This window comes from Nocardia sp. NPDC055053 (assembly GCF_053608285.1).
The window spans coordinates 1-25,764 of record NZ_JBSGVD010000006.1; the positions used below are offsets into that span (position 1 = coordinate 1).

General features: G+C 68.4%; 26 protein-coding genes. 10 read left to right on the forward strand and 16 right to left on the reverse strand.

The window, feature by feature from the left end; translation table 11 throughout:
* Positions 1-108: 108 nt before the first annotated feature.
* Together ACWF82_RS08030 and ACWF82_RS08035 are read left to right on the forward strand one after the other, a co-directional pair.
* Positions 109-639, forward strand: a complete 531-nt coding sequence (locus ACWF82_RS08030; RefSeq protein ID WP_452499178.1) for a hypothetical protein — start codon at positions 109-111, stop codon at positions 637-639.
* Positions 620-1,066 carry an XRE family transcriptional regulator gene (locus ACWF82_RS08035; protein WP_452499180.1) on the forward strand — a complete coding sequence of 149 codons (447 nt, stop codon included), beginning with the start codon at positions 620-622 and terminating at the stop codon, positions 1,064-1,066. Before ACWF82_RS08030 ends, ACWF82_RS08035 begins: the two co-directional genes overlap by 20 nt.
* A gap of 43 nt (positions 1,067-1,109) precedes the next feature.
* Here ACWF82_RS08035 and erm read toward each other — a convergent pair whose 3' ends face one another.
* From erm to ACWF82_RS08050, 3 genes are all read right to left on the reverse strand, one after another.
* Positions 1,110-1,850, reverse strand: a complete 741-nt coding sequence (gene erm / locus ACWF82_RS08040) for a 23S ribosomal RNA methyltransferase Erm (RefSeq protein WP_452499617.1) — start codon at positions 1,848-1,850, stop codon at positions 1,110-1,112.
* A gap of 349 nt (positions 1,851-2,199) precedes the next feature.
* Positions 2,200-3,384 (reverse strand): NAD(P)-binding protein, encoded by a 1,185-nt coding sequence (locus ACWF82_RS08045; RefSeq protein WP_452499182.1) that lies wholly within the window; start codon positions 3,382-3,384, stop codon positions 2,200-2,202.
* Complete coding sequence (locus ACWF82_RS08050) at positions 3,381-4,031, reverse strand: TetR/AcrR family transcriptional regulator (RefSeq protein ID WP_452499184.1); 651 nt, start codon at positions 4,029-4,031, stop codon at positions 3,381-3,383. The genes ACWF82_RS08045 and ACWF82_RS08050 overlap by 4 nt, the downstream gene beginning before the upstream one ends.
* A 172-nt stretch (positions 4,032-4,203) precedes the next feature.
* Here ACWF82_RS08050 and ACWF82_RS08055 point away from each other — a divergent pair, with 172 nt between their 5' ends.
* Positions 4,204-5,490, forward strand: coding sequence for an NtaA/DmoA family FMN-dependent monooxygenase (locus ACWF82_RS08055; RefSeq protein ID WP_452499186.1), 1,287 nt, complete (start codon positions 4,204-4,206; stop codon positions 5,488-5,490).
* Positions 5,491-5,497: 7 nt separating this feature from the next.
* On the opposite strand, the gene ACWF82_RS08060 is transcribed toward ACWF82_RS08055, so the two are convergent.
* On the reverse strand, positions 5,498-6,262 hold the full coding sequence (locus tag ACWF82_RS08060; protein WP_452499188.1) for a maleylpyruvate isomerase family mycothiol-dependent enzyme: 765 nt from the start codon (positions 6,260-6,262) through the stop codon (positions 5,498-5,500).
* On the reverse strand, positions 6,259-6,873 hold the full coding sequence (locus tag ACWF82_RS08065; protein ID WP_452499190.1) for a TetR/AcrR family transcriptional regulator: 615 nt from the start codon (positions 6,871-6,873) through the stop codon (positions 6,259-6,261). The genes ACWF82_RS08060 and ACWF82_RS08065 overlap by 4 nt, the downstream gene beginning before the upstream one ends.
* A gap of 197 nt (positions 6,874-7,070) precedes the next feature.
* On the opposite strand from ACWF82_RS08065, the gene ACWF82_RS08070 reads away from it, so the two are divergent.
* Positions 7,071-7,364 (forward strand): hypothetical protein, encoded by a 294-nt coding sequence (locus ACWF82_RS08070; RefSeq protein WP_452499192.1) that lies wholly within the window; start codon positions 7,071-7,073, stop codon positions 7,362-7,364.
* A gap of 20 nt (positions 7,365-7,384) precedes the next feature.
* Here the strand turns inward: ACWF82_RS08070 and ACWF82_RS08075 are convergent, their stop codons facing one another.
* On the reverse strand, positions 7,385-8,566 hold the full coding sequence (locus ACWF82_RS08075; RefSeq protein WP_452499194.1) for an acyl-CoA dehydrogenase family protein: 1,182 nt from the start codon (positions 8,564-8,566) through the stop codon (positions 7,385-7,387).
* Positions 8,567-8,665: 99 nt separating this feature from the next.
* Between ACWF82_RS08075 and ACWF82_RS08080 the strand changes: the two genes are divergently transcribed.
* On the forward strand, positions 8,666-9,808 hold the full coding sequence (locus ACWF82_RS08080) for a cystathionine gamma-synthase (protein ID WP_452499196.1): 1,143 nt from the start codon (positions 8,666-8,668) through the stop codon (positions 9,806-9,808).
* A gap of 95 nt (positions 9,809-9,903) precedes the next feature.
* Here the strand turns inward: ACWF82_RS08080 and greA are convergent, their stop codons facing one another.
* Positions 9,904-10,395, reverse strand: coding sequence for a transcription elongation factor GreA (gene greA / locus ACWF82_RS08085; RefSeq protein ID WP_110036717.1), 492 nt, complete (start codon positions 10,393-10,395; stop codon positions 9,904-9,906).
* Between the two features lie 310 nt (positions 10,396-10,705).
* Positions 10,706-11,164: a DUF4307 domain-containing protein gene (locus tag ACWF82_RS08090; RefSeq protein WP_452499198.1), complete on the reverse strand. Its 459-nt coding sequence runs from the start codon at positions 11,162-11,164 to the stop codon at positions 10,706-10,708.
* 103 nt (positions 11,165-11,267) lie between these two features.
* Between ACWF82_RS08090 and mca the strand changes: the two genes are divergently transcribed.
* Both mca and ACWF82_RS08100 read left to right on the forward strand, forming a co-directional pair.
* Complete coding sequence (gene mca, locus ACWF82_RS08095) at positions 11,268-12,146, forward strand: mycothiol conjugate amidase Mca (protein WP_452499200.1); 879 nt, start codon at positions 11,268-11,270, stop codon at positions 12,144-12,146.
* Positions 12,146-12,397, forward strand: coding sequence for a hypothetical protein (locus ACWF82_RS08100; protein ID WP_378857473.1), 252 nt, complete (start codon positions 12,146-12,148; stop codon positions 12,395-12,397). The genes mca and ACWF82_RS08100 overlap by 1 nt, the downstream gene beginning before the upstream one ends.
* Here the strand turns inward: ACWF82_RS08100 and ACWF82_RS08105 are convergent.
* The 8 genes from ACWF82_RS08105 to ACWF82_RS08140 form a co-directional block, all read right to left on the reverse strand.
* Positions 12,394-12,561, reverse strand: a complete 168-nt coding sequence (locus ACWF82_RS08105) for a hypothetical protein (protein ID WP_189026142.1) — start codon at positions 12,559-12,561, stop codon at positions 12,394-12,396. The genes ACWF82_RS08100 and ACWF82_RS08105 overlap by 4 nt on opposite strands.
* A 132-nt stretch (positions 12,562-12,693) precedes the next feature.
* Positions 12,694-13,098 carry an NUDIX hydrolase gene (locus tag ACWF82_RS08110; protein WP_452499202.1) on the reverse strand — a complete coding sequence of 135 codons (405 nt, stop codon included), beginning with the start codon at positions 13,096-13,098 and terminating at the stop codon, positions 12,694-12,696.
* A gap of 69 nt (positions 13,099-13,167) precedes the next feature.
* Complete coding sequence (gene eutC, locus ACWF82_RS08115; RefSeq protein WP_452499204.1) at positions 13,168-13,995, reverse strand: ethanolamine ammonia-lyase subunit EutC; 828 nt, start codon at positions 13,993-13,995, stop codon at positions 13,168-13,170.
* 89 nt (positions 13,996-14,084) lie between these two features.
* Complete coding sequence (locus tag ACWF82_RS08120) at positions 14,085-15,497, reverse strand: ethanolamine ammonia-lyase subunit EutB (RefSeq protein WP_452499206.1); 1,413 nt, start codon at positions 15,495-15,497, stop codon at positions 14,085-14,087.
* Between the two features lie 36 nt (positions 15,498-15,533).
* Positions 15,534-16,961 (reverse strand): ethanolamine permease, encoded by a 1,428-nt coding sequence (gene eat / locus ACWF82_RS08125; RefSeq protein WP_452499208.1) that lies wholly within the window; start codon positions 16,959-16,961, stop codon positions 15,534-15,536.
* 163 nt (positions 16,962-17,124) lie between these two features.
* Positions 17,125-17,520, reverse strand: a complete 396-nt coding sequence (locus tag ACWF82_RS08130; protein WP_452499210.1) for a DUF779 domain-containing protein — start codon at positions 17,518-17,520, stop codon at positions 17,125-17,127.
* A complete protein-coding gene (adh, locus tag ACWF82_RS08135; protein WP_452499211.1) occupies positions 17,520-19,037 on the reverse strand; it encodes an aldehyde dehydrogenase in 1,518 nt (505 codons plus the stop codon). The genes ACWF82_RS08130 and adh overlap by 1 nt, the downstream gene beginning before the upstream one ends.
* Positions 19,038-19,230: 193 nt before the next feature.
* Positions 19,231-20,454 carry a transcriptional regulator gene (locus ACWF82_RS08140; protein ID WP_452499213.1) on the reverse strand — a complete coding sequence of 408 codons (1,224 nt, stop codon included), beginning with the start codon at positions 20,452-20,454 and terminating at the stop codon, positions 19,231-19,233.
* A 150-nt stretch (positions 20,455-20,604) separates the two neighbouring features.
* Between ACWF82_RS08140 and ACWF82_RS08145 the strand changes: the two genes are divergently transcribed.
* The 3 genes from ACWF82_RS08145 to ACWF82_RS08155 all read left to right on the forward strand — a co-directional run bounded on the left by ACWF82_RS08145 (position 20,605) and on the right by ACWF82_RS08155 (position 25,747).
* The gene (locus ACWF82_RS08145; RefSeq protein ID WP_452499215.1) at positions 20,605-21,114 is read left to right on the forward strand and encodes a type II toxin-antitoxin system prevent-host-death family antitoxin; all 510 of its coding nucleotides are present in this window, start codon (positions 20,605-20,607) and stop codon (positions 21,112-21,114) included.
* Positions 21,115-21,197: 83 nt separating this feature from the next.
* Positions 21,198-22,994 (forward strand): HSP90 family protein, encoded by a 1,797-nt coding sequence (locus ACWF82_RS08150; protein ID WP_452499217.1) that lies wholly within the window; start codon positions 21,198-21,200, stop codon positions 22,992-22,994.
* On the forward strand, positions 22,991-25,747 hold the full coding sequence (locus ACWF82_RS08155) for a hypothetical protein (RefSeq protein ID WP_452499219.1): 2,757 nt from the start codon (positions 22,991-22,993) through the stop codon (positions 25,745-25,747). Before ACWF82_RS08150 ends, ACWF82_RS08155 begins: the two co-directional genes overlap by 4 nt.
* Positions 25,748-25,764: the final 17 nt, after the last annotated feature.

The window sequence follows — 25,764 nt, forward strand, 5'->3', positions numbered from 1 at the left end:
TACGTCCAGCCATGTCCTTCAGTGTCCCTTCCAGCCCTGGTCAGGGCCAACAAGGACTCTAGAACGGGGTGGCCTCATTCACCGGGGACAGGCCAGGATCGTTTCGATATGGTGCTCGATGCCATCGAGTCCGAGGGGGAGTGGGTAACCAATCGGGTGCGGCCGGGGAAGCTGATACTCGGACGGCTGGGCGATATCGAAGCAGGTGTTCGGCAGCTGATTCGCGCGCGGCCACTGGAGACGGCCATCGTCGAGCTTCCGTCGGGACGTGAGTTGTGTGTGCCGACAGTCGCGGAGACGCTGCGTATCAAGGCCTTCCTCATAGTGCGGCGCAATCAAACACGTGACTTTCTCGACGTTGCAGCACTCACCGACGCGATGGGAGTCTCCGAGGCGGCTACCGTGCTCGCGGACATCGATGCGTACTACGCCGATCAGCGCATCGCCGGGGTTCCGGTTTCCTCGCAGGTTGCGCGTCAGCTGGCTGATCCGCGACCCGCCGATTCGTCGGTAACCCAGCAGTTGTCGGCGTATCGCAATCTCGATCGCAAGTGGCACGATTGGAGCATGGTCCGGGATCGATGCCGGGAAGTGGCGATCGCGCTCGCAGGAGGTGATGATGACGCTTCAGTTCCGTAACTTGAATATTTCGCCGGAAGCGCCGGTGGCGGAGTGGCCGACCGAAGCGGTGCAGACCGCGTTGGAGCGGGGCGATCTCGACGATTGGCGCCGGATCGGTCAGGAATTGCGCCGTGACCCATGGGGGCGCATCGCACGCAGGCTGGAAGAGGTGCTGTCGCACAGTCGCCCTTACGGCGTGGCCGAGTTGATGGAAGGCCTGCTCGAGCGTGCTCGGGAGCGCGCAGAGGCCGCCGAGCGCAAGGAGGTCGCCGACGAAGTGCGGCAGGCGGTCGCCGACTCCGGTTTGACCAGTGCTGAATTCGCGGCCGCTATCGGCACTTCCGGCTCTCGCCTCTCCACTTATATGACCGGCAAGGTTGTCCCGTCCTCGACATTGATGGTGCGGATTCGTCGCGTTGCCGATCGATATCGATCCGTTGCCTGAGCTCGATGCCGCCCCGTGGTGTCGGGGCGGCACCGAAATCCGGCTATCGGGTGAGCGCCGAATGTAGCGCCACCCACTGCTCAGGGTGGACGTAGGCGACAACGGTGTCGCGGGCGATGCCCGCGTCGGCCAAAGCTGTATCCACTCCCTGGTAGCGGGTGTGCAGCGACGCGCGCACCGTGCCGCCGATCCCCGAGAATCCGGCGCGCACCAGGTCGGTGTAGGAATCCCGGTGTGTGACAAGCGGTTCCGGGCGCCGGTCGATCCGCAGGATGGCGGAGTCGACGGCGGGGACCGGCCGGAAGCTGGTCCGGTGCACCTGTCCGCGCAGGCTCCAGCCGAACCACGGCCAGCTCGTCGTGGTCAGCAGACTCCACCGGCCGTAGTCGCCGGTGCGTTTGCGCGCGTATTCCCGCTGCGTGAGCAGGGTCGCCGAGGTGAGTGCCGGTGCGGCCAGGCACCAGTCGACGATCTCGGCGGTGACCGAGAACGGGATGTTCCCCACCACGGCGAACGGGGTGCGCGGCGCCTTGGCCTTGGTGAAATCGCCACGCACCACGCGGATTCCGTTCTCGGAACGGGTCTGCGCGGAGAGCTTGGCCGCCAGCAGCGGGTCGATCTCGTAGGCGGTGACCTGCGCGCCACGCCCGGCCAGCGCCTGTGTCAGCACGCCCTCGCCCGCGCCCGGTTCGAGCACGGTGCCCGCCGGATCGGCGACCGTCATCATCAGGTCGACGGCAGACCGGTCCACCAGGAAGTTCTGTGAAAGCGTTCGTCTCGCCAGGTCACGCGTGGTCCGGCCGCCGCCGCGCCCGGTGACCTTGCGCTGAGTGTGTGAGTAGTTTCGGTGTGCAAAATCCTGCGCCACGGCAGTTGCCCCTTCGGGTCATCGAGTCGTCTGAATCTCGATGGGCCCTGGGCGCGCCGGTGGACGCCGATGCAGTATCCGCGTCCGCTAGCGGGCCAGAGCCCGGGCGTGGCGGATGCGAATGAACATGTGGCACGACATGCGGCTCACCTTAGGAATCGGGAGATCGGCGGCGCAACCGAATTTCGGCGCCGGGCGGACCTGGCCGGGGCCGATCCGATCGGCGCCGCGCGGAGTCGGCATCGATCGGATCGGGTGAAGGCGTCTAGGCGGGTTCGGTGCTCGGCCGGACGCTGGATCCCTTCCGTACCGCGGCGACCGCCGACGCGGCGGCGGTGAGGGCGCTGTTGATGGAGATCTCGCCACGCATCCCCGGGGCCGCGACCATGTCGCCGGCCAGATACACCCCGTCGCCGCGATCGATGGCGGGCCGGTCCCGCCAGGTGGTGCCCGGCAGGTCGAGCGCGCCGGTGCGGCCCTTCGCGGTCGAGGTCCGGTGGAAGGTGGTACGGGAGCGCCAGTCCGGGACGGTGGCATCGGCGAAACGCTGGAGGCGTCGGTGGGCTTCGTCGCGGGATTCGTTGTCGCGCACCGGCATCTGGAGCTGGAACAGCGATTCGCCTGCGGGGGCGATCGTGTCGTCCTGCGCTGAGTAGCACTCGTGGAAGCCGCCCTCGTCCAGATCGAAGCAGACGAAACGGTCGCGCCGGTCCTTCGTCACGCCGAGGTCGAGCAGCGCGGTGAAACCGCCGGTGCCGTGCAGTGTTTCGTCGCCGAGGAGGCGGCGCGCGGAGTCGAGATCGGTGGCGACGATGACCGGACCGTCGGTCGGTAGCGCGTCCACCCGCGATCCGGTCTCGATGACGACCCCGAGTTCTGTTGCCCGCGCGACCATCCGGTCGATCACCTGTTGCCAGCCGCCACGTATCCACCGGACCCCGGGGATATTCGCGCCGAGCGCGCGCTGGAAGAGGTCCCAGACGAAGGCGGCCGAGAGCCTGCCGGTGTGGGCGTCATAGGTGACCACGCTGATCGCGTTGGCGACCTGGGTGGCGGTGCGCTCGTCCCAGCGGTCCGTGGCCCAGCTGTGGAAGTCGGCGTCGACCGGTGCCTGCAACCACTTGCGTGACTGGGCGCGCAGCATCCCGATCGGCGGCACGTGCCGGATCCGGTCGTCGGCGCGGAAGCCGACCTTCATCGCGTCGGTGATGCCCGGCCAGCCGAGCCCCGCGACGAAGCCACGCTCCTTCAGCCAGGTGTAGTGCGGTCCGTCGGCGTAGAAGACGTGCGCGCCCTCGTGGGCGACGTGCGGTGGCGGGGTTGCCCGCCCGCGCCCGCCCAGCGTCTGGTGCGCCTCGTGCAGCCGCACCGGCACGCCGGTTTCCGCAACGGCGATCGCGGCAGTGAGACCTGCCAGTCCGCCCCCGACCACGGTGATGGGTGTGTTCATCCTCGGTCCTCTCCCTCGGTACCCGCCCGGTCGAGCCGGGCGGCGATCATCTCTGCGGTGGCTCGTAGGTAGCGGTCTTCGTCGACATTCGCCGGATGACCGCCGTCGAAGATGTCGCCCATGATCCAGAAGTGGGCGAGCGCGCCGACGAGTACGGCGGCGGTGGCGTCCCAGTCCTGATCGCGCACCCGGTCACCGGCGAGTTCGGCCAGTCCACGGGTGACCGCCGGCATCACCACCGCGTACTCCCGCTGCCGGAACACGTCGAGCAGGTCGGCGGGGATCGAGTTGTCCCGCAACAGGATCCGGGTCACATCGCGATCGTGGTCGAGGCGGTCCAGGCCGATCCGGCACAGCGCGACGATCATGTCGACGGTGGATCCCCCGCCGGTGACCAAGTCCAGCGCGGCGGCGAGGTCGAACTCGGGCGACAGGAACTGGTCCCACTCGGCTCGATCCTCGAGCCGGCTCGCCACGGACTGCACCAGCAGTTCGTCCTTGGACTTGAAGTGCCGATACAGCGCCCCCGACCCCCCCGACAGCCCGGCCGCCTGCTCGATCTGGGCGACCGAGGTCTTGGCGAAACCCTGTTCCCCGAACAGGCGCAGGGCCTCGGTCATGATCCGGTCGCGCGATGTGGGCGCCACGTCACCTCCATGAAAGTAACCACTTACTTACACGATGACCGAGGCCGCCGCGATGCGCAAGACCCTGTTCCAGCTGGCAGTCCTACGGTCCCATCACACCCGCGCATTCCGCTCGAATTGTGTTGAGCGCAACCATGGTCGAGTGGCGCATCACACTGCTGGACTGACGAGCATGGGCACCGAACGCCGCAAGTTGAAGACCGTCACGGGTGTGAGCGGGTCGCGCGATGTGTACGCCGCCGCACTCGATCCGACCCGCTCCACCCTGGACGAGGCGGTGCGCATCGCCAGGATCGCCGAGGACAACAAGATCGGCGCGCTGTTCGCGGCCGACCTGCTCGCCTTCGGCGCCCAGGGCGCGATCGGCGCGCAGGAACCACTCATCCAGCTGGCCGCGCTGAGTGCGGTGACCACCCATGTCGGGCTCATCGCCACCGTCACCACCACGTTCCACCACCCGTACAACCTGGCCAGGCTGTTCGGCACCCTCGACCACGTCAGCAACGGCCGCGCGGCCTGGAACGCGGTGACCTCCTCGCTCGGCGAGGAGAACTACGGCGACCAAGAGCTGCCGAGTCCGGAGCAGCGCTACGACCGCGCCACCGAGGCGCTCACCGTGGTCAACGCGCTGTTCGACAGCTGGCGTCCGGGTGCGCTGCGGATCGGCGGCGCCGGTGGCGTGGTGCTCGACGAAACGCTCGTGCCGCCTATCGACCATGCGGGACAGCACTTCTCGGTGCGCGGTCCGCTGAACATCCCGCGCCTGCCGCAGGGCAGACCGGTGCAGTTCCAGGCCGGTCAGTCGGCGGGCGGCATCGAACTCGGCGCGCGCTTCGCCGAGGTGGTGTTCACCTCGCTGCCGACCCTCGACGACGCCGTCACCTACACGAAGAAGATCCGGACCCGCGCCGCGGAGCGGGGCAGGGCCGACGGGCTGCCGCTGATCTTCAGCTCCTTCCACGCGACCTACGGCGCGACCGAAGCCGAGGCGCGCAGGCTGGTCCGCGAGGCGGCCGAGTCCACCGACTTCGACGCGGGCCGCCGCCAGCTGGCCGACATGCTCGGCGGCGGAATCGACCTGTCCGAGCTGCCGCTGGACAAGACGATTCCGGAAACGCTGCTCCCACAGCTGGATTCGGTACACCGCAGGCGCGGCCGGGTCGAGATCTTCCGCAAGCTGGCCGCCTCGGGCGCCACCCTGCGCGAACTCGTCGTCGCCGCCAAGGACACCGGCCACTGGGCCGCCGCCGGCACACCCGAACAACTCGCCGACGCCATCGAGGAGCGCTACCGGGCGAACGTGCTCGACGTGATCTCACTCGGTGGCCTTGCCGACGAACGCACCGCCGATTTCGTCGTCAACGGACTGCTGCCCGAACTGCGCGGGCGCGGGCTGGTCGACACCGACTACCTGGGCGGCACCTACCGGGAGAACCTGGAACTGCCGCCGCTCGGGTGAATTCCGGTCAGAACGGCACTTCGGTGCTCAGCAATCCGGTATCGCTCGCCCGGCCGGACAGGATGCGGCAGAACTCGATCGCGTCGAGCTCGATCGGGGGCGCGTCGCCGCTGTTCCACGTGCCGCCCGCCGGACCGTGCAGCGTCAGCCGGTACGGCTTGCCGTGGCGCTGTGCCCATTCGTGGACCACATCGTCGACGATGCGCCCGTCGTGGTCGGCGGTGAGTTCCAGTGGACGCCCGGTCGCCCGGCTCAGATCGATGCGGTGCATCCACGGGTCGCGGGTGAGGATCACTTCGGTCAGGAATCCGACCGTCCACCGCTCGTCGACACCGTTCACCCGCTCGCAGCCCGGCATCGTCAGCTTGCGCAGGAACGCGGGCACCCTGCGCCGGGCGGCCGCGGCCCGGGGACCGAGGCGACCGATCAGGGCACGCAGTTCCTCCGGCGAATGGACGCTGTAGCGGGCGACCTGATAGCCGGTCAGCGCATCGATGCGCTGCTCCTCGCCACCGGGCCGCCGGTCGGCTACCCGGTTCTGCCGGATCATCTCGGTAATCGACGCCGTCATCGCCGCCATCCCGACGACGTGCGAGATCATCTGGTGCACAGTCCACTCCGCGCAATCGGTCGGCCGGCTCCAGTCGGCCGGGTCGAGTGCGGCGAAGGCACTGGTGACGCGTTCGTATTCGGTCGCGGCCAGAGTCATCGACTCGGGGCGCGGGATAGCGCTGCGGCGCGGCTCGGTCGGCGCCGGGGTCGTCGTGGTCATGGGGGGTCCCTCGGTTCCGGGGGCAGGCCGACGCTGTCGGCCCACATGGTCATCGCGCGTTCGATCAGCCTGCGCCTGCTGTCGCCGGCCGGATCGTTGGCGAGTTGCTGGTCGATGAGGCCGCCGATCAGGCTGAACCAGATCTCGATGTCACCCCGATCGGTGACACCTGCCTCGGCGAACATGGTGACGGCGTCGCGCACCACCCGCTTCGATGGCGCGAACGCCGCGGGCGACGGCTCGAATCCGGGCACCGTGCGCTGGTTCATCAGCTGGTAGCGGGCCAGATCCGCCACCGCGAAGTCGAAGAAGCCGTAGGCCAGCGCCAGCAGCCGGGCGCGCGGCGCGGTGGGCAGGATGGCGGCGACACGCGCCGCGTGCTCCTCGTATTCCGCCCACGCCTGCTCGAACATCGCGTCGTAGATCGCGTGCTTGGCCGCGAAATGTGTGTAGAGGGAGGGCGCGCGCATGCCGACCCTGGCGGCGACATCGCGCAGGGTGATCTGGGCCAGGCCGTTCTCCCTGGCGAGTTCCCACGCGACCTGCAGAATCTCCCGCCGTGTTGCCTCACGGCGTTCGGCTTGCCTATCGCGAGTAGTTTCGCCTAACACAGTTAGAATTGTGACGCAGATCACTGTGTGAGTCAAGGGTTAATCGCTGGTCGCGAGGGGCGGCGGAGTTGCGCGAACGGGGCGCCCGGTGGATTCTGGGCGGGCAGGACCGACGTTAGACAACTTTTGGCTAACCAGCACGGCGAGTGAAGGGGCCCGCAGTGGACGTCACCGAACCGGCAATCCGACTAGTCGGAATGAGTCCGGTAATTCCGGCTGTCGCAGGATATTTCGCACGCGAAGGGGTCGGACGTGCGCTGCGGCGGTCGCCGTACGCCCCGCTGCTCGGCAGGCTCGTCGCCGCGATCGTCTGGGGTTGCGGCGGATTGGCCTCCCTGACGGCGCTCGGCATCCCCGCAGCGATCACCGTTCCCATCGCGGCGACGGTCGCGACCGTGGTGGCGCTGACCCTGGCAATCACCTTCGCCTGCGGCCTGATTCGGCCCGCACCCGTTCCCGGTTCCAGGGCAGGTGTGCCGGTCGGCGGCTGAACCGACCGGCGCGCCTCGAACTACCGAAACGCGTTGGCGTCGGTAAGCGCCTTGCCCAGCACCAGCTGATGCACCTCGGCGGTGCCCTCATAGGTGAGCACCGACTCCAGGTTGTTCGCGTGCCGCAGCACCGGGTAGTCGAGGGTGATTCCGTTGGCGCCGAGGATGGTTCGGCACTCGCGGGCGATGGCGATGGCCTCGCGGGTGCTGTTCAGCTTGCCCGCGCTGATCTGCTCGCCGGTGATCTCGTGCCGGTCCTTCAACCGGCCGAGGTGCAGCGCCAGCAACTGCCCCTTGCCCAGTTCCAGCGCCATATCGGCGAGCTTGGCCTGGGTGAGCTGGTAGGCGGCCAGCGGCTTGTCGAACACCTCGCGGGTGCGGGCGTAGTCGATCGCGGCGGCCAGGCAGTCACGCGCCGCGCCGAGCGCGCCGAAGACGATGCCGAAGCGGGCCTCGCTCAGGCAGGCCAGCGGTGAACTCAGGCCGCCCGACTCGGGCAGCACGGCGTCGGCGGGCAGCCGCACGTCGTCGAAATCCAGTGCGGCGGTGAGGGACGCGCGCAGCGAGAGCTTGCGGTGGATCTCCCTGGTGGTGAATCCGGGGGTGCCGGCGGGCACCAGGAAGCCGCGCACCCGCGGCTTGTCCTGGCCGGGTTCCTCGGCATAGGCCCAGACGACGGCGATATCGGCGACCGAGCCGTTGGTGATCCACATCTTGGACCCGTTGAGCACCCAGTCGTCGCCGTCGCGCTTGGCCCTGGTGCGCATCCCGCCGGGGTTGGAGCCGAAATCGGGTTCGGTGAGACCGAAGCAGCCGATCACCTCACCGGCCGCCATCGCGGGCAGGTACTGCTGCTTCTGCTCTTCGGAGCCGAAGAAATGGATCGCCGACATCGCCAGCGAGCCCTGCACCGACACCATGCTGCGCACGCCGGAGTCGACGGCCTCGAGTTCCTGGCACGCCAGCCCGTAGGTGGTGGCCGACGACCCCGCGCAGCCGTAGCCCTCCAGGTGCATGCCGAGCAGGCCGAGCTTGCCCAGTTCGGGGGCGATCTCCCTGGCCGGGAAGGTACCGTCCTCGAACCAGTCGGCGATGTGCGGGCGCAGCCTGCGCTCGCCGAATCGGGCCACGGTGTCGCGGATTTCGCGCTCCTCCTGCGACAGCAACGGATCGATCGCGAACAACTCTTCGACAGTCACCATGGCCTCAGCCTAACTGTGCGGTCCACGGCGAATCCGGCACTTCGTGCACGGCCAATACCCCAGCGCTCCGACCCGAATCCGGTCTACTAGCCTGAGCTCATGAGTGAGCTGGGATTCTCGACCAGGGCCATCCACGCCGGATATGAACCCGATCCTCAGACCGGTGCGGTCAATGTGCCCATCTACGCGAGCTCCACCTTCGCCCAGGACGGCGTCGGCGGCATGCGCGGCGGCTACGAATACGCGCGCACCGGCAACCCGACCCGCACGGCACTGGAAGCCAACCTCGCCGCCCTCGAATCGGGCAGCTTCGCGCGGGCCTTCGCCTCCGGCATGGCGGCCACCGACTGCGCGCTGCGCGCCACCCTGCGCCCCGGCGACCACATCGTCATCCCCGACGACGCGTACGGCGGCACCTTCCGGCTCATCGACAAGGTCTTCAGCCAGTGGGGCATCGAGCACTCGCCCGCCCACATCGCCAACCTCGACGAGGTGCGCGCGGCCATCCGCCCCAACACCAAGCTGGTCTGGGTCGAGACCCCGACGAACCCGCTGCTGAGCATCGGTGACATCCCCGGCCTGGCCGACATCGCGCACGCGGCCGACGCCAAGCTGGTCGTCGACAACACCTTCGCCACCCCGTACCTGCAGCAGCCGTTGCTGCTCGGCGCCGACATCGTCGTGCACTCGACCACCAAGTACCTGGGCGGTCACTCCGATGTCGTCGGCGGCGCGCTGATCACCAACAGCAAGGAACTCGACACCGCGTTCGCGTTCCTGCAGAACGGCGCTGGTGCTGTTCCCGGCCCGTTCGACGCCTTCCTCACCCTGCGCGGCATCAAGACGCTGGCCGTGCGGATGGAGAAGCACTGCGACAACGCCGAGGTGATCGCGGAGTTCCTCACCAACCACCCGGCGATCTCGCAGGTCATCTACCCCGGCCTGCCCACCCACCCCGGGTACGAGATCGCGCAGAAGCAGATGCGCCGCAGCGGCGGCATGATCTCGGTGCGCCTGACCGGTGGCCGGGAGGCGGCGCTGAAGTTCTGCTCGCGCACCCGGATCTTCACCCTGGCCGAGTCGCTGGGCGGGATCGAGTCGCTGATCGAGCACCCGGGCGCGATGACCCACGCCAGCACCGAGGGTTCGGCGCTGGAGGTGCCCGCCGACCTGGTCCGGCTGTCGGTCGGCATCGAAGACATCAGCGATCTCCTCGCCGATGTCGAGCAGGCGCTGAGCTGACAGGGACCCCATAGATGACGAAGCGGCCGCATCCGATGTTCGGATGCGGCCGCTTGCGTTCGGGTTCAGGCTATCTGGGCTCGGCGGGGCCGCGCTCAGCCGTGGTACGGCTCCGCGCTGACCAGGGTCACCTTCATGGTGTTGCCGTTGGGCAGCGTGTACTCGCGGGTCTCGCCCACCTTGGCGTCGATCAGCGCACCGCCGAGCGGGGAGTTCGGCGAGTAGGTCTCGAGGTTGGTGGCGCCGAGGCCCTCTTCGCGGGTCGCGATGAGGAAGGTCTCGGTGTCGTCGGAGTCGCCGTCGTAGTAGACGGTGACGACCGAGCCCGGGAGCGCCACACCGGACTTGGTGGGGGCGACGCCGACCTTCGCGTTGTTCAGCAGCTCCTGCAGCTGGCGGATGCGCGCCTCCTGCTGGCCCTGCTCCTCGCGCGCGGCGTGGTAGCCGCCGTTCTCCTTGAGATCGCCCTCTTCGCGGCGCTCGTTGATCTCGGCGGCAATGACCGGACGGTTGGCAATGAGCGAGTCCAGCTCGCCCTTGAGCCTGTCGTGCGACTCCTGGGTAAGCCAGGTCACATTCTCGGTCATCTCGATCACTCCCTAGTAGTTGTTCCCGGCGGACCGGGATTCCCTGAAACCAGCGCGGTGCCCTCCCGCAGGAGGGCATGCACCAGCCCGACGGCTGGAGCGATCCTGGGGGGTGAACCCTTAACCCGCTAACAGCACCGCTGGCCGCCAATGCAGCAAACACGGCTCCGAGCCCCGGAACCGTGTATCAGGCCATTTTAGCATGTCTCATAAATATGCAGGTCAGGCTAGGCGTACCTCCGCATTCGCTCCGGCCGTGCGCAGGTCTTCGGACCGGCTCCGCCGGGCAGCGCCTGATGGGTAGAGGCCGTTATTCCACGCGCAGATAGCCCGGAACTTCCTCGGTGCACCCGTAGATATCGCCCGCCGACGCGCGCGCCGAGGACTTGACCGTGGTGGTCACCTGGACGCTGGTCGAGTCCGATCCGGGGACCAGAACCTCACGCCTGCCGACCTCGGCGCCGTCGCGGTCCATCGCCCGGACGAAGCAGACGACGGCCTGCTGGGGTGAGTCTCTGGTCACCTTCATCCGCACCGTGAGCGTCGAGTCGTCGTCGACCACGTAGCCGAGCTGCTCGGTCTCGATCGCCTTTGGTCCGTACTTCTGGAACCCGAGAAAGGCGACGGCCAGGCCCGCGACCAGCACACCGACGCCGAGCACGACCAGGAGCCACAGCCGACGCACCGGGGGTTTACGGCCGTATCGATCGGCGTGTCGCGCTGCTGCGGCGGCCGAGGTCGCCGCGGAGTCCGGTGCGGGCTCGGTCATCGGTTTCTCGCTCCCGGGGGTGGTCGGAACAAACGGGGGGTCGGATGGAACTATAGGGAACGAAGTTCTGACACCCGCGAGCGAGAGCGATGGTGAGCGAGACGTGAGTGGCCTTCGCCTCATGGCGGTGCACGCCCACCCCGACGACGAATCGAGCAAGGGCGCCGCGACCACGGCCAGGTACGCGGCCGAGGGCGTCGACGTCCTGGTCGTGACGTTGACCGGTGGTGAACGCGGCAGCATCCTCAACCCGGCCATGGACACCCCCGGTGTCCTGGACCGGATCGAGGAGGTCCGGCGCGAGGAGATGGCCGCGGCCGCCCACGCGCTCGGCGTGCGCCAGCACTGGCTCGGCTACGTCGACTCCGGTCTGCCCGAGGGCGACCCGCTGCCGCCGCTGCCCGAAGGCTGCTTCGCGCTGGTGCCGCTCGAGGAGTCCACCGAGGCGCTGGTACGGCTCGTGCGCGATTTCAGGCCGCACGTCATCACCACCTACGACGAGAACGGCGGCTACCCGCACCCGGATCACATCCGGTGCCATGAGGTATCGATGGCCGCCTACGAGACGGCGGGCGACCCGGAGAAGTTCCCGGACGCGGGCGAGCCGTGGACGCCGCTCAAGCTGTACTACGACCACGGCTTCAGCACGAAGCGCCTGGAGGCCTTCGCCGAGGAGTACGAGCGCATCGGCCAGCCGTTCCCGCTACAGGAGTGGCTGGACCGGATGCATCAGTTCAAGCGTGGGGCCACGTGGAGCCGGGTCACCACCCAGATCCAATGCTCCAAATACTTCCCCCAGCGTGACGACGCCCTGCGCGCGCACGCGACCCAGATCGATCCGAACGGGGCGTTCTTCGCGATCCCGTTGGAGATGCAACAGCGGCTCTGGCCGACCGAGGAGTTCGAATTGGCCAAGACGAGGGTGAGCACCGCCATCCCGGAGACCGACCTGTTCGCCGGCATCGAGGACGCCGACCGGTGATGTTGGTCTACCTCGCTCAGAACACCCCGACCGGACCCGAGTTCGGCAAGGCGTCCCCGCTCGGCCTGCTGGTCATCCTGATCCTGCTGGCAGGCACCGTGCTGCTCGTGCGCTCGATGAACAAGCACCTCAAGGGCCTGCCCGAGACGTTCGAGCCCGAGCACCCGGAACCGGACCAGAAGGCCGACGAGGGCACCGAGCCGGGCGCCATCGAGCCCGAACCCGGCGACGGCACCCCGAAGACCGGTTAGGGCAGCCGGGCGATATCGGTCACCAGCTCGCCGACCAGATCCCTGGCGGCAGCCGCGTGCTCGGCCAGCTGCCGCGGCGCCCCGGCCGCACTCAGCTCGATCATCTTGTTCATCAACCCGAAGATGACAACGAGCCTGCGTAGTGCGGCCCGGCGCTCGGCCACGGATAGCTCGGCACTGTGGTTCGACTCTGTCCCCGTCACATGAGAGTGATCGGCCCACCGCCCCACAACGTTTCGCGGAAACCCGTTGATGTGGGACTACATTACGCACCGAGCTGTCCGCGGGCTGGGTACTTACCAGTCGATGAGGTCGAGTTCGTGGAGGCGGCGGAAGACCATCATGGAGCCGGGGGCCACGTGTTCCATGGCGGCGTATTCGCTGACGGTGAAGTAGCGGAATTCGGCGATTTCGCCGGTGGCGTGGGGTTCGCCGGTGAAGTCGGCGAGGAAACAGGTCATGTGCAGGCCGGTGTTCTTACCGTGGCCGAAGGCCTCGGCCTCGAAGATGCCGAGTTCGGCGACGCCGGACAGCCCGACGCCGAGTTCTTCCTCGATCTCGCGATGTAGTGCCTCTAAGGGTGTTTCGCCCGGATCGATCTTGCCACCCGCCATGTAGAACACGTCCTTGCCTTCCGGGCGCGTCTGAATCAGCCTGCGGTCGCGGACATGGGCGAGGGCGGCGGTGCGGATCATGGGCATCACTCTATGGAGCGATCGGCTCCGGTTCACATCGAACGGGCTCCGCGTCGCCCTGGTGTCTGGGTCAGCTCATGGTGTTGGCGCCTCCTGCGGTGTGATGGTCAGGGTTTCGGAGCTGGTGAGCGCGTCGGTGCGGGAGGTGTCTTTGAGGTCGACGCCTGAGCGGCCGAGTTTGCGCGCGCCCGCGACCAGGCCTGCGACTACGCGGGCGGCGTCGGTGTAGGTGAGGCCGTCGGGTGGGTGGATGTTGGAGATGCAGTTGCGTTCGGCGTCGGCGCGGCCGGGGCGCGGGGCGTGGGTGAGGTAGATGCCGAGGCTGTCGGCGACCGAGAGGCCGGGGCGTTCGCCGATGATCACCAGGACGGTTCGGACGCCCATGGCTTCGGCGATGTGGTCGCCGAGGGCGACGCGTGCCTGGGTGGCGATCACCGGTGGGGCCAGGGTGTAGCGGTCGGTGAGTTCGTCGGCCAGTGCGGCGAGCAGGCCGGCGCCGTGGTCGGTGAGTGCGCGGGGGGACAGTCCGTCGGCGAGCACGAAACCGATATCGGCACTGTGGTTTTCGATGGCGGACAGTTCGGCGGGCTGCCTGCCGAGATCGGGGCGGCGTAGGTATTCCGAGCGGTCGGCGGCCAGGCTGGTCACCGTGATCGGGGCGCCGAGGCCCATGCTCGCGATCTGTTCGGCGAAGGTGTCGACGTCCAGCGGCACGTGCACCGCGTCCCTGGCGGCGGCATGCGCGGCCCGGAGCGCGAGGACTTCGGTGGTCGGCAGGGCGTCCCCGGTGCGCCCGAGCCCGATCCTGGCCTGGGTGTTGCGCCGCAGGTCGCGCCAGAACTCCTGCGCCACAGCCGCTTCCGTATTCGATGCCGCGCGCTCTCCCGATGTCGGCTCGCCCACTGCACTTCCTCCCGGCTCGGTATTCGATCCGACGACGCGCAGAATCGGCTTCGTCGCAGTGGATTTCGTCGGCATACCCGCACTCGTACTCATCGGTCAGCCGCCAGCGCGCGCAGCGGTGACGACAGCGGTTCCACCTGCCGTATCCGGCCGTTGGCGTCGAGCATGCCCAGCCGGGACAGCCACGCCTCGAATTCCGGTGCGGGACGCAGGTTCAGCACCTGCCGCGCGTAGAGCGCGTCATGGAAACTCAGGCTCTGATAGCCCAGCATCACATCGTCGGCGCCGGGCACCGCGATGACGAACGCGCAGCCAGCCGCGCCGAGCAGCGTGAGCAGGGTGTCCATGTCGTCCTGATCGGCCTCGGCGTGGTTGGTGTAGCAGACGTCCACCCCCATCGGCAGGCCGAGCAGCTTGCCGCAGAAATGGTCTTCGAGCCCCGCACGGATGATCTGCTTACCGTCGAAGAGGTACTCGGGCCCGATGAACCCGACGACCGTATTCACCAGCAGCGGTCGCAGATCCCGTGCGACGGCATAGGCGCGCGCTTCGAGCGTCTGCTGGTCAACAGGCCGATCACCGACGCCCAGATGGGCATTCGCGCTCAATGCCGAACCCTGCCCGGTCTCCAGATACATCACGTTGTCGCCGACGGTGCCGCGCCCGAGCGAGCGCCCCGCCTCGTTTCCCTCGCGCAGCAGCGAGATGTTCACGCCGAAGCCGGAATTGGCGCCCTCGGTGCCCGCCACCGACTGGAACACCAGGTCCACCGGCGCGCCCGCCTCGATCAGGCCGATGGTCGTGGTGACGTGGGACAGCACGCACGACTGGGTCGGAATGTCGAAGCGCAGACGCACCTCGTCGAGCAGATGCAGCAGATCGGCGGTGGCGTGGGGCGAATCGGTGGCGGGGTTGATGCCGATCACGGCGTCACCACAGCCGAGCAGGAGTCCGTCGAGGGTGGCGGCCGCGATCCCGCGCGGGTCGTCGGTCGGGTGATTGGGTTGCAGTCGCGTACTCAACCGGCCGGGCAGCCCGATGGTGGTGCGGAAACCCGCCGTCACCACGGTCGCCTTGGCGACGGCGATCAGATCCTGATTGCGCATGATCTTGCTGACCGCGGCCACCATCTCCGGCGTCAGCCCGGGCGAGACCGCGGCCAGCGTCGTCGCGGAATCCTCGGTCGCGGCGACCGCGAGCAGCCAGTCGCGCAACCCGCCGACGGTGAGATGCGCGATCGGGGCGAACGCGGCCCGGTCGTGGCTATCGATGATCAGCCGGGTCACTTCGTCGGTCTCGTACGGCACGACCACTTCGTTGAGGAAGGTGGTCAGCGGCACGTCGGCCAGTGCCCACTGCGCGGCCGCGCGTTCGGCATCGGTCTCGGCGGCGCAGCCGGCCAGCTGGTCGCCGCTGCGTTCTGGCGTCGCCTTGGCCAGCAGATCGATCAGACCGTCGAAAGTGTAGGTCGTGGCGCCGACAGAGCTGCGGTACACGGTCATCGGGTGCCGCCTCCTTTCACGGGTTCGGTGAGCGGGTTACTCGAGCTCTTGTTCGGCCTTGGCCAGCGCCGCGAACTCCTCGTCGGGGGACTTGGCGACCAGGTGTTTCCGACTGTAGAAGCCGAAGTAGGCCATGAAGGCGCAGAACACTCCGAGGGTGAACAGCGCCGCCTTCTGATCGACCAGGAAGGTCGCCGCCACCGAGGCCGCCGCGATGACCAGGGCGAACGAGGTGGTGACGATGCCACCGGGCGTGCGGTACGGTCGCGGCATGTTCGGTTCGCGGACACGAAGCACGATGTGGCTCACCATCATCAGCACGTAGCTCACCGCGGCGCCGAACACGGCCATGTTCAGCAGCATCGCGCCCTCACCGGTGAGCGAGAGGGCGAAGCCGATGAGGCCGGGCACGATCAGCGCCAGCATCGGGGCCTTGCGGGAGTTGGTCACCGACAGACTGGTCGGCAGGTAGCCGGCGCGGGAGAGCGCGAAGGTCTGGCGTGAGTAGGCGTAGACGATGGAGAAGAAACTGGCGATCAGACCGGCCAGGCCGATGTAGTTGACCACCCTGGCCGCCGGGCTGTCGCCGAGCGCCTCCACGAGCGGGTTGCCCGAGGCCGAGGCGTCCTGGGCGCCGAGCGCGCCGGTCACCAGGACCAGTACGACCGCGCCGGTGACCACCAGCAGCAGCATCGCCACGATGATGCCCTTCGGCACGTTCTTCTCCGGCTCGCTGGCCTCCTCGGCGGCCAGCGGCACGCCCTCGACGGCGAGGAAGAACCAGATGGCGAACGGGATCGCGGCCCAGATGCCCATGTACCCGAAGGGCAGGAACGACGACGAGCCGGTCGCGGCCGGGTCCGCGGCGATATTGGTCAGATTCGCGACATCGAACCTGCCCACCGCGGCGATCGCGAAGACGACAAGGCCGACCAGCGCGATCGCGGTGATCACGAACATCGCCTTGAGCGCCTCACCCGCCCCGCCGAGATGGATCCCGATGAACAGCGCGTACACCGCCAGATACACCCACCACCCGTCGGTGATCCCGAACAGGTTCAGCGACTCCACATACGCGCCGATGAAGGTGGCGATGGCGGCGGGCGCGATCGCGTATTCGATGAGAACCGCTGTCCCGGTGGCGAATCCGCCCCACGGGCCGAGCGCGCGCCGGGCGAAGGTGTAGCCGCCGCCTGCCGCGGGCAGCGCCGAGGACAGCTCGGCCATGCCGAGGACCATCGCCAGATACATGCCCGCGATGACGATCGCCGCGATCAGCAGACCACCGAAACCGCCCTCGGCGAGGCCGAAATTCCAGCCGGAGTAGTCACCGGAGATCACATAGCTCACGCCGAGGCCGGCCAGCAGCACCCAGCCGGCCGAGCCGGAACGCAGGGTGCGTTTGGCGAGATAGTCGTCGGCGGGCGTGTCCGCACCCGTGGCGGGAATCGCGTCGGTACTCACAGGGGTAGCTCCTCATCAACAAACAAGCGCGTAGCGACGGCAACGGTGATCGTCGAGGGTTGAAGAATGGTCGACGACTGTTACGGCCGTGGATCCCGCAGGTCAGCGGCGCGTATCGAGCGCCGCCGACCTGCGGGAACAGTGTGATAGTGGGTGTTTCACATCACTGTGGAACGGTGTCACCGGTGGGTGGCGGCGGCTGGGATTCCAGCTCGGCCACCTCGTCGTCGGTGAGCAGGCGTGAGCGGATCAGGAACCGCACGCCCTCGGGGGCTTCCAGCGAGAAGCCGCTGCCCCGGCCGGGCACCACGTCGACGGTGAGATGAGTGTGTTTCCAGTACGCGAACTGGTCGGCACTCATCCAGAACGGGGTGTCGCCCGGCAGCTGACCCAGCAGCACGTCCGAGGCGCCGACGCGGAATTCACCGCGCGGATAGCACATCGGGGAGCTGCCGTCGCAGCAGCCGCCGGACTGATGGAACATGACCGGGCCGTGCTGCCCGGTCAGTTCCCGCAGCAGCGTCGCCGCCTGTTCGGTGAGGTCGACGCGCCGCACCATCAGAAGAAGCCGAGCTTCTGCGGCGAGTAGCTGACCAGCAGGTTCTTGGTCTGCTGGTAGTGCTCGAGCATCATCTTGTGGTTCTCGCGGCCGATGCCGGACTTCTTGTAGCCGCCGAACGCCGCGTGCGCCGGGTAGGCGTGGTAGCAGTTGGTCCACACCCGGCCGGCCTTGATGCCGCGGCCGAGTCGGTACGCGGTGTTCATGTCACGCGTCCACACGCCCGCGCCGAGGCCGTAGAGGGTGTCGTTGGCGATCTTCAGTGCCTCGTCGGTGGAGTCGAAGGTGGTCACCGCGACGACCGGGCCGAAGATCTCCTCCTGGAACACGCGCATGTCGTTGCTGCCCTTGAAGATCGTCGGCTCGATGTAGAAGCCGTCGGCCAGCCCGTCGACGCTGCGGACCGCGCCGCCGGTGAGGACCTCGGCGCCTTCCTTCTTGCCGATGTCGATGTAGGACAGGATCTTCTCGAACTGATCGTTGCTGGCCTGCGCGCCGATCATGGTGGCCTCGTCGAGCGGGTTGCCGCTGATGATCGCCTTGGTGCGCTCGACGCAGCGGGCCATGAACTCGTCGTAGATCGAGGAGGCGATCAGCGCGCGCGAGGGACAGGTGCAGACCTCGCCCTGGTTCAGCGCGAACATCACGAAACCCTCGACGGCCTTGTCCAGGAAGTCGTCGTCGGCGGCCATCACATCGGGCAGGAAGATGTTGGGGCTCTTGCCACCCAACTCCAGGGTGACCGGGATGATGTTCTCGCTGGCGTACTGCATGATCAGCCTGCCGGTGGTGGTCTCACCGGTGAAGGCGACCTTCGCGACTCGGGGACTCGAGGCCAGCGGCTTGCCCGCCTCGACACCGAAACCGTTGACCACGTTGAGCACACCCGGCGGCAGCAGATCCGCGACGAGTTCGACGACCTTCATGATCGAGGCCGGGGTCTGCTCGGCGGGCTTGAGCACCACGGCATTACCGGCCGCGAGCGCGGGCGCCAGCTTCCAGGTCGCCATCAGGATCGGGAAGTTCCACGGGATGATCTGCGCGACAACACCGAGCGGCTCGTGGAAGTGATAGGCGATGGTGTCCTTGTCGACCTCGCTGATCCCGCCTTCCTGCGCGCGCAGGACACCGGCGAAGTAGCGGAAGTGGTCGACCGCCAGCGGCAGGTCGGCGGCCAGGGTCTCGCGGACGGGCTTGCCGTTGTCCCAGGTCTCGGCGACGGCGAGGGCCTCGAGATTGGCCTCGATCCGGTCGGCGATCTTGTTGAGGATGTTGGCGCGCTCGGCCGCGGAGGTCTCGCCCCAGGCGTCGGCGGCGCGGTGGGCGGCGTCCAGCGCCAGCTCGATGTCGGCGGCGGTCGAGCGGGCGATCTCGCAGAACGGCTGGCCGTCCACCGGTGAGGTGTTCTCGAAGTACCGGCCTTCGACGGGCGGAACCCACTTGCCGTCGATGAAATTGTCGTACCGCGGCGCGTAGCTGACGATGCTGCCCTCGGTGCCCGGCTTGGCGTAGATCATGTGCGGAGGCTCCTCGCTGATTCCGGTGAAGCGTGACGCCCATCACTATCCGCTGTCAGGGTTGATGAAACGTTGAAGCCGGACCGATCAGGCGCGAAGAGCGGTGTATTCGGCGGCTGGCGCCGCGTGTTCGGGGCCCCCGCCTGCCTCGATTCTTCCCTCCCGCCGGGCACTCCTTCGTCGCACCCTCTGGTCAGTCCAGAATCGAGGCGGGCCCCGAACGGTGCAGCCGGGCCGCGGCGACCGCCCGGCGCGCGTCGCGCGGGGGGAGCAGGGCAAGGGCGTGTTCGTGGACGGCGATGTCGTCGGGGGCGGATTCGCCGTAGGTCAGCGCGTGGTCGGCCTCGGGGCTCGACAGCACGGCGTTGCGCATGGCGACCTCGAGGTAGTCGCGCCATTCGCTGATGCCCGGCGTGTCCGAATCCGGAAGCAGCGGACCGCGATACAGCCGCACGGCGGTGTCGAGGTCGCCCGCTTCCACAGCGCGCAGGACGTCGACGGCGTCGCAGGACAGGGCGGTGGTGAAGCGGTAGACGCGGCTGGTGATGTCGCCGCCGGTGGCGCGGCGCAGGTACGACATCTCCGATTTCAGGGTGCTCGCGCCGACCGCGCGGTCGCCGTAGACGGCGTAGTGCAGGCGCTCGTGGCTGTAGCCGTCGTCGTCGAGGGCGAGCAGGGTGAGGATCTCGAGCTGGCGCGGGCGTAGGCGGATCGGGGTGCCGTCGCGCGTCAACCGGCCGGTGCCGAGGCAGGTCAGCCGCATGCCCGCCGGCGCGGGCATGGCCGCGTGCAGCTTGGACTCGATGGCGCTGGTCATGGTCCGCACGGTCGCCATGGCCAGCGGGTGCGAGCGCTTCCAGGTGGTCGACAGGTCTAGCACGCCGAGCAGGGTGCCGTCGGCGGCCCGGATCGGCGCGCAGTAACAGACCCAGCCGTGCAGGGCGGCGACCAGATGCTCGGCCGAGAACACAGTGTGCGGCTGATCAGTGCGCAGGGCGAGGGAGAGGGCGTTGGTGCCCATGTGCGCCTCGTCCCAGCGGCCACCCGGCGCGAAGTTCACCTGCTCGGCGCGCCTGCGCATGACCGGTCCGCCGTAGGTCCACAGGATCGTGCCCGAGGCATCGGTGACCGCGGCGACGTAGCCCGCGTCCTCGGCGACACTGTGCAACTGTTCCTCGAGCTCGGTCACCGGCCCACGCAGCGGCGATTCCGCCCATCGCGGCCCGATATCGGTCTCGCTCTCCGGCGCGAAGTCCCGCCCCGGGTCCACCGTCCGCAACGACCGCAACCACGACTGCGCCACCTCGGTCCGCACGGCCGAACTACGCCCGAGCGCCGACTCACCCGCGGGCACCCACTGCGCCCACTCCCGCTCCAGCGCGGCGCGCTGTGCCGAGAGCGTCAGCTGCGGTGCCATGAGCGGATTCGCGTCTTCCTGTTCGATTGCACGACGAGGTTTGCACCCTTCATCATGCCGCACACCCAGCTGCTGAGCGGGGGTTTCGACGGTGGCCAGCGCACTGCACGAGGTTGTAGCACTCGTAGCGCGCATGGCTACAGTTCCGCTATGAGGCAGATCAGTCAGCGCGAGCTACGGAACAACTCGGCGGCGATCATGGACGCAGTCGAGGCGGGCGAAACCATCCGAGTGACATGCAATGGCGTCGAGATCGCGGAGGTTCGCCCGGTCGCCCGTCGACGGCGCCGCAGCGCCGAGGAACTGGTCGCACGCCATCGGGCACTGCCGCGGGTCGCCTACGCGTCGATGCGGCAGGAAGCGGACGACTTCTTCGGCTCCGAGGTCGCCATCGCCGAAGACCCGGTCACGCGCGCGGCCCGCTCCGAACAACTCGGCGCCGCGATCGTCGAATTCGACCCGCTGCCGTTCGACGAGGCCGCGGCGACGCGATACGGAACGCTGGTGGCGCTGACGATCGCCGCGAATCGCGACCCGCGCCCGCGGCGGATGGATCTGCTTATCGCCGCGATCGCCTCCGCCAACGATCTTCCGCTCTATACCCGCAATTCCGCTGACTTCAAGGGCTTGGAGGCGCTGCTCGAGGTTGTCGCGCTCTAAGGCTGTCGGCTGCCAGCCCGGTCGGTGGGGCGGGGCGGCAGAATGATGCCGTCAGACTCAACGACCCGCCGGGGGGCAACCGTATGGAACGGGCATTCCAGGTAGATCTGCGTGGAATCGTCGATCTGCTCAGTCATCACCTCTATTCGAGCCCGCAGGTGTTTCTGCGGGAGGTGCTGCAGAACGGGGTCGACGCGATCGCGGCGCGGCGGGTGCTCGACCCACAATGGGCGGGCCGCATCGAGATCGAGACGATCGAGCGCACCGGTGACGGCACGTTGCGGATCCACGACAACGGCATCGGCCTGACCGAGGACGAGGTGCACACCTTCCTCGCCACCATCGGCAACAGTTCCAAGCGCGATGAGCTCGGGTTCACCCGGCAGGAGTTCCTCGGTCAGTTCGGTATCGGCCTGCTGTCCTGCTTCCTCGTCTCGGATCACGTTCGGGTGCTGACCCGGTCTGCGCGCGGTGGACCCACCCTCGAATGGCTCGGCCGGTCCTCCGGCCAGTACTCCGTCACCCGCGCGGCGGTCGAACGTCCGGAGCCCGGCACCACCGTGGTGCTCTCGCCTCGGCCCGATCACAGCAGTTGGTTCGAGTACGCGACGGCCGTCGAGCTCGCGCGGAAATTCGGTGGGCTGCTGCCCATTCCGGTGTCTGTCGCCGGGACGCCGGTCACGGCGGGGGCGCTGCCGTGGCAGGTGCCGTATCGGACGGCGGCCGAGCGTACGGAGGCGCTGTATGCCTACGCCGAGCGGACATTCGGTTTCCGGCCGTTGGATTGCCTCGACCTCACCGTCGCCGAGGCCGGACTGTCCGGCGTCGCGTTCATTCTGCCGATGCCTGCCAATCCCGCTGTGCGCGGCGGACATCGGGTCTATCTGCGCCGAATGTTGCTCGGTGACGAAGTGTCCGATCTGCTGCCGGAGTGGGCATTCTTCGCGCGCTGCGTCGTCGACACCACCGAACTCCGGCCGACCGCGAGCCGTGAATCGCTCTATTCCGACGACCTGCTGGCCGCGACTCGCGTGGCCATGGGCAGCCGGATCCGCGACTGGCTGGTCACGCTGTCGGTGACCGACCCGCCGAAGCTGCACGGCTTCCTCGCCGTCCACCACCTGGGCGTGAAAGCGCTTGCCCTGCACGATGACGCGATGCTGCGCCTGGTCTTCGACTGGTGGCCGATGGAGACCGGCTGGGGTCCGATGACGCTGGCCGAGTTCTGCCGGCGCGGCCCGGTCGTGCGCTACACCTCCACCGCCGACGAGTTCCGCGAACTGGCCGCCGTCGCCGCCGCCCAGGGGATCGGCCTGATCAACGGCGGCTACACCTACGACGTCGCGATCATGAACAGGCTGAACCACCTCGATCCGGCGCTGGTAGCCCGCGGTCTCGACCCGGCCGAACTCACCACCCGGTTCGACGCGGCGCCCGAGCACGATCCACGGCCCGCGTACGTCCTCGGCCACGCGCGGGCCAGGCTGGCACCGCTGGATTGTGTTCCCGTCGTCAAATCGTTCGATCCGCCGCAGCTGCCCGCGCTGTTCCTGGCTGACCGGGATGTCTACCGGTCCAGGGAGCGCAGCGAGACGAAAGCACGGACCGAGGGTCTGTGGGCCGATGTGCTGGCGGCCGTCGAACCGGCCGGCCAAGCCGACGGCAAACACCAGCTGGTCCTGAATCTGCGCAACCCGATCGTGGCCACGCTGCTCGACCTGACCGACCCGCAGCTCATCGGCCTCGCGGTCGAGTCGCTGTTCGCGCAGGCGCTGCTGCAGGGCAGGCATCCGCTCGGCGCCACCGAGAGCGCGCTGATGAACCGGTCGTTCAGCGGACTGCTGCAGTGGGCGATGCGCGGTCAGGAGGCCGCGCGATGAGCTACACCGAGACGGAACTCCAGGCCCGCTATCGCAGCCTGGATTCGGGCTGGCACGACGCCGCCTTGGACGAACTGGCGGAGATCATCGCCCACGCCGAAGCGGGCGGCTACCACCGGCTGGCGTTTCGCGCGCGCCGCGACCTGGCGGATCGCCATTGTGTCTCGGGCCAGTGGGAGAAGGGTTTTCCGCTGTTCGCGCGGTGCCTGGCCGAGTTCGACAGCCGCCCTGAGGACTTCGGCCCGCACGAGGAGTGGTCGCTGCGTTCGTGGTACGTGCGCACGGTGACGACCATGGCGGAGTATCCCGAGATCAGCGTCGAGCAGATCACCGGGCTGCACGCCGATATGCGCCGCCGGTTCGCCGCGCACGGGCACAGTCTCGCCGGATTGCACACGGCCGAGCGATGGTTGGCGTTCGTGCGCGGCGATTGGGCCGCCGAGGAGAACGCCTATCGGCAATGGCACCTGGCCGGTGGACCACGGCCGAACTACATGTGGGACTACGAGAACGAGATCGAACGCCTGGTCCATCGCGGCGATCCCGCGTCCATCGACCGCGCGCTGGCACTCGCCGAGCCGGTACTCGACGGGCGGGTCACGTTCACCGAGACCACGGCGCCGATCGAAGCGCAGATGCTCCCGCACTGGGCGCGCCGTTTGTCGCCGGAGCGGCTCGCCGAGGTATTCCAGCGGATGGACCGCGGGTTCGATGGCGGCGGCCCGTGGCGCTACGAGTATCCGAGCATGGTCATCGAATTCCTCGCGCTGACCGGGAACGAAGAAGAAGCGTTCCAGCGATACCGGCGGCGCATGTGCCACTTCACGATGTTGAGCCGTCCGTATGGCCGCATGGAATTCGCGACGAGTAGCGCGGTCGCGCTCGGGCGTCTGGTGGTGCTCGGCCGGGGTCAGGAACCGGTGCCATGTCTCGGTTGCGATGGCGAGCACCCCACCAGAACCCTGGCCCAACGGCACGCCGAGCTGCGCGCGGAGGCGCTGGCACTGGCCGCGAGGTTCGACACGCGCAACGGCACCACCTGGCACACCACCCGGGCCACGCGCAGGCTGGCCGCGAGTCCGCTGCTCGAGTTCCTGCCGTTGCAACCGGGCGCGCGACCCAAGGCGCACCGGATTCGGCCGATCGGATGTCCGCCCGATGTCGCCGTGCACGCGGCACGCTGGTTGCTCGACCGCGGATTCACCGTCGAGGCGGACCAGTACCTCGCACTGATCGGCGAGCCGGCCGACCCGGCCGTGGCCGCGGGAGTCCTCGAACTGAAGGCACGCCGCGCCGGTGACGACACCACGGTTCCCCTGCTGCGCGCAGCCGCGGCGGCGCACGCGGCGGCGGGCGAACTCGTGCGTGGCGATCTGTGTCTTGTCGCGGCCGCACGCGTGCTGCGCGGCGAGAAGCGCTATGCCGACGCAGTGGAGGAACTGGCGCGACCGCTGGAAAGGCTACGTGCCGAGGCGGACCCGGAATCGGTCGGGCACGCGGAGGTGCTGCAGGCGGATCTCGAATTCATCCTCGAGCGGGAGGGCGAGGGCTTCGCGTTGATCGCGGAAGTCGTCGAGCGCGCGGAGACGATCGCGGACCCGCGCCTGATCGGGGAAGCCCGCAACCAAGCCGGGTGGATGCGGGAGTGCCGGGGTGATCAGGCGGACCTGATCGCCGCTGACTACATCGCCGCGACCTGCGCGCTGGCCGCCGCCGGGGCGGACTTCCGGGCCAGGCAGGCGTTGAATCGGCTCAGCAATTACTTCGGGAAGACCAGCGATTGGGCGGCGTTGGTCGACAGTGTCACCCGATGCGAGAGCGCGTTGCCGCCGCATACCGGACGTCTGGTGATCGCGGGGTTGCGGCGCCTGCGCGGGCAAACGCTGCAGCGCCTCGATCGCAACGAGGAAGCCCTCGTCGAATTGTCCTTCGCCGCACACGAACACGCCGCACTCGATATTCACGGCACCTCGAACCGGGCGGACTGGGTGAAACTCGCCGAACTGTGCGCCACGCTCGGCCGATGGGAAGAGGCCAACCGGCACAGCGAGTACGCGTGCGCGTGGGCGGACCGCGCTCGCAAACGCGGCGCGATCGATGACGCCGTCACGATGGTCACCGGCCGCTACGTCCTGGCCGATTCGTTGCGCGAACTCGGCCGTCTGGATGCCGCCGTCTCCGAATACCACACCCTCGTCGGCGAGGCACTGGCCGCGGATCGCCGGGACTATGCCCGCTACGCCCACGACAAAGCGGGCGACCTCTTGCTGCGGCTCAACCGGCCTGCCGCGGCCGCGACCGACTTCCGCGCGGCGGGGGACCTGGCCGCCGAAGTGGGCAAGAAGCCACGCGAGCAGCGCAGCATCCGGATGAAGGAGGTCATCGCCCACGTGCGGGCAGGCACCGTGGACGCGGCGGAGACCGCGTTGGCGCAGGCGCGGGAGATCGTGGCGACCGACACCGACGACGCCGCGCGCCTCGATCTCGCTACCGCGCACGTGCTGTTCGCGCGGGGGAAAGCCGTCGAAGCTATGACCCACACCGAGCGAGCGCAAGAGGCACTACACGTCACCGGGTATCACCCTGAGGCGGGGATGGCAGCGCTGTTTCTGGCTCAGCAACACCTGGCTACCGCTCGCCCGGACCTCGCGGCGACGGTGCTGCGATCAGCCATCGCACGCTGTCCACAACCGCGCCCGGTCGTCACCGAGATGTCCACGTTGCTGGCCAGCCTCGCCGCCCCCGTTCGCTGACACCGCGGCCGAGTCAC

What these genes read in the sequence shown, in the direction of transcription:
- ACWF82_RS08130 (WP_452499210.1), bottom strand. Translation starts at nt 17,520, where the DNA reads ATGGTGCGGCGCGTCGACCTCACCGAACAGGCGGCGACGCTGCTGCGG.
- greA (WP_110036717.1), bottom strand. Translation starts at nt 10,395, where the DNA reads ATGACCGAGAATGTGACCTGGCTTACCCAGGAGTCGCACGACAGGCTC.
- adh (WP_452499211.1), bottom strand. Translation starts at nt 19,037, where the DNA reads ATGATCTACGCCAAGCCGGGCACCGAGGGCAGCATCGTCAGCTACGCG.
- ACWF82_RS08055 (WP_452499186.1), top strand. Translation starts at nt 4,204, where the DNA reads ATGGGCACCGAACGCCGCAAGTTGAAGACCGTCACGGGTGTGAGCGGG.
- ACWF82_RS08150 (WP_452499217.1), top strand. Translation starts at nt 21,198, where the DNA reads ATGGAACGGGCATTCCAGGTAGATCTGCGTGGAATCGTCGATCTGCTC.
- ACWF82_RS08100 (WP_378857473.1), top strand. Translation starts at nt 12,146, where the DNA reads ATGTTGGTCTACCTCGCTCAGAACACCCCGACCGGACCCGAGTTCGGC.
- ACWF82_RS08090 (WP_452499198.1), bottom strand. Translation starts at nt 11,164, where the DNA reads ATGACCGAGCCCGCACCGGACTCCGCGGCGACCTCGGCCGCCGCAGCA.
- ACWF82_RS08035 (WP_452499180.1), top strand. Translation starts at nt 620, where the DNA reads ATGACGCTTCAGTTCCGTAACTTGAATATTTCGCCGGAAGCGCCGGTG.
- ACWF82_RS08045 (WP_452499182.1), bottom strand. Translation starts at nt 3,384, where the DNA reads ATGAACACACCCATCACCGTGGTCGGGGGCGGACTGGCAGGTCTCACT.
- ACWF82_RS08155 (WP_452499219.1), top strand. Translation starts at nt 22,991, where the DNA reads ATGAGCTACACCGAGACGGAACTCCAGGCCCGCTATCGCAGCCTGGAT.
- ACWF82_RS08120 (WP_452499206.1), bottom strand. Translation starts at nt 15,497, where the DNA reads ATGACCGTGTACCGCAGCTCTGTCGGCGCCACGACCTACACTTTCGAC.
- ACWF82_RS08080 (WP_452499196.1), top strand. Translation starts at nt 8,666, where the DNA reads ATGAGTGAGCTGGGATTCTCGACCAGGGCCATCCACGCCGGATATGAA.
- ACWF82_RS08145 (WP_452499215.1), top strand. Translation starts at nt 20,605, where the DNA reads ATGAGGCAGATCAGTCAGCGCGAGCTACGGAACAACTCGGCGGCGATC.
- ACWF82_RS08060 (WP_452499188.1), bottom strand. Translation starts at nt 6,262, where the DNA reads ATGACCACGACGACCCCGGCGCCGACCGAGCCGCGCCGCAGCGCTATC.
- ACWF82_RS08030 (WP_452499178.1), top strand. Translation starts at nt 109, where the DNA reads ATGGTGCTCGATGCCATCGAGTCCGAGGGGGAGTGGGTAACCAATCGG.
- ACWF82_RS08070 (WP_452499192.1), top strand. Translation starts at nt 7,071, where the DNA reads ATGAGTCCGGTAATTCCGGCTGTCGCAGGATATTTCGCACGCGAAGGG.
- ACWF82_RS08140 (WP_452499213.1), bottom strand. Translation starts at nt 20,454, where the DNA reads ATGGCACCGCAGCTGACGCTCTCGGCACAGCGCGCCGCGCTGGAGCGG.
- ACWF82_RS08110 (WP_452499202.1), bottom strand. Translation starts at nt 13,098, where the DNA reads ATGCCCATGATCCGCACCGCCGCCCTCGCCCATGTCCGCGACCGCAGG.
- ACWF82_RS08075 (WP_452499194.1), bottom strand. Translation starts at nt 8,566, where the DNA reads ATGGTGACTGTCGAAGAGTTGTTCGCGATCGATCCGTTGCTGTCGCAG.